2 protein-coding genes are annotated in these 2,116 nt (G+C 25.9%); both read left to right on the top strand.

The window, feature by feature from the left end:
• Nucleotides 1-390: 390 nt before the first annotated feature.
• Nucleotides 391-972 carry a hypothetical protein gene (locus H3T96_RS14510; RefSeq protein ID WP_144093563.1) on the top strand — a complete coding sequence of 194 codons (582 nt, stop codon included), beginning with the start codon at nucleotides 391-393 and terminating at the stop codon, nucleotides 970-972.
• Between the two features lie 183 nt (nucleotides 973-1,155).
• Complete coding sequence (locus tag H3T96_RS14505; RefSeq protein ID WP_144093564.1) at nucleotides 1,156-1,731, top strand: hypothetical protein; 576 nt, start codon at nucleotides 1,156-1,158, stop codon at nucleotides 1,729-1,731.
• Nucleotides 1,732-2,116 lie beyond the last annotated feature (385 nt).

Raw genomic sequence — 2,116 nt, 5'->3', positions numbered from 1 at the left:
AAATTATAAAAATAATTTTTATGAGATCGAATATACAACAAAAAAAAATAAGATAATTAAAAAATGGCTTCACTGTTCTGCTATTGATGCTTGTATTTCTGATTAATAAAATTAATCTTAAACGGCAAGAGAAACATTTAAAATAAATGTTTCTCTTGCAAATCCTAATTTAGTTGTTTCTAAAAATTATTCATTATCATCAAACAGTTATCTATGGGTAAATTGTAAGTTATATAAAAAGTAGATGAAGTAAACAGAGTCGAAAATGTTAATAAGATAATACAAATAATCAATAAGAAAGCTGATAATCATACTGAACGACGAGCTAATTTTGAGAAAATAAATAGAGAAAAAGTTTTTAATTCTGTTTCTTTCAAATAAGGAGTTGCAATGAGACATAAAATAGTACTGTTTATGTTATTAAGTTTAATTTTTAACATGTCAAATGCTTATTCAGATGAATATTTTGAATTAGGTAGCATTCCAGAAGAATATCGATTTCCTAAATATAATAATATTGCCCATCCTCCAATTAATGTTGAATATAAAGGCCATAAAGGAACAGCGATGTTTCTTAGTAATACTTTTGAAGACGGAAGGCGTAATTTAGAGGTGTATTTTTTAACAAATAATAATAAAGAATTGAATAAAGCATACGAACTTTATACATATCAATATGGTAATCAGGAACTAGTAAGCGCTTTTGAATATGCTGATAAAAAAACAGGTGACAAATACATATATATTTTATTTAAAAGTACTATAATACCAAACAAATTGTACAGTTATAACTTTACTGAATTATCTTTATTTATAGAAGAAGATGGTATACTAAGGGTGTTGTTTTTTTTAGGTGATAATGAATTCCTATCAAAAACTACTTGTATTGATAATTTTGAAACCGATAGACGTTGTGAATTTTCAACGAAAGAGGGATTAATAAAATATCTTGATAAAGAGAAAAGTAGGTAATAATTTATCTAATAATAGTACTATTAAATCATTTGGAATATCATCATGAACAAAATTGTATGATAACAACACTCAATCTCGATAAAATAGGTCAAGGATGAAAACAGAATATAAAATTGTTGGTTAGAAAAACTAAATAGAGCAAAAGTTTTTAATTCTGTTTCTTTCAAATAAGGAGTAGCAATGAGATATAAAATAGTACTGTTTATGTTATTAAGTTTAATTTTTACCATGCCAAATGCTTATTCAGGTGAATATTTAGATAGCATTCCAGAAGAATATCGATTTCCTAAATATAATAATATAGCCCATCCTCCAATTAATGTTGAATATAAAGGCCATAAAGGAACAGCGATGTTTCTTAGTAATACTTTTGAAGATGGAAAGCATAATTTAGAGGTGTATTTTTTAACAAATAATAATAAAGAATTGAATAAAGCGTACGAACTTTATACATATCAATATGGTAATCGGGAGTTAGTAAGCGCTTTTGAATATACTGATAAAAAAACAGGTGACAAATATATTTATATGTTACTTAAAGATACTTTAACGCCAAACAAATCGTACAGTTATCGCATTACTGAATTACCTTTATATATAGAAGAAGATGGTATATTGAGGGCGTTATTTTTTATAGGGGATGATAACAGTTTATCGAAAATTCCTTGTATTGATGATTTTGAAACCGATAGACGTTGTGAATTTTCAACGAAAGAGGGATTGATAAAATATCTTGATAGAGAGAAAAAATGGTAAAAAGTATTGAAGTAATAATTTTATTTAGCGATGAGGCACCATTCATTACATCAATTAGCTAATTAATATTATAAAATAATGTGTTAGCTATTAATGAATGGTGAACATAAAATTAACTAAGAAAAGAATACCGAAACATGGTCTAATTACTTTTTGCAGGTAATAACTTATCGATTATGAAATAATGAGCTTAAAGATATTCCTGGTTTATTTAGATCGATGAAAAGATTATGGGTAAATCAAGAAAATAAAAAGGAATTATTGAAAAGAAGAGAAGATGAAGCTAAATTTTTCGAAAAAGGATTATAGTAATGAAGAAAGTTCTACTATTTATATTAATATTTATGAGTAACAATGTTTTTAGTGATGTTAGTCCAATAGAGAG

The organism is Gilliamella sp. W8136, from assembly GCF_016101285.1.
Taxonomy (GTDB): Bacteria; Pseudomonadota; Gammaproteobacteria; order Enterobacterales; family Orbaceae; genus Gilliamella; species Gilliamella apicola_N.
The sequence above is the reverse complement of the archived record's forward strand: the minus strand, read 5'-3'. Positions and strand labels throughout refer to the sequence as shown.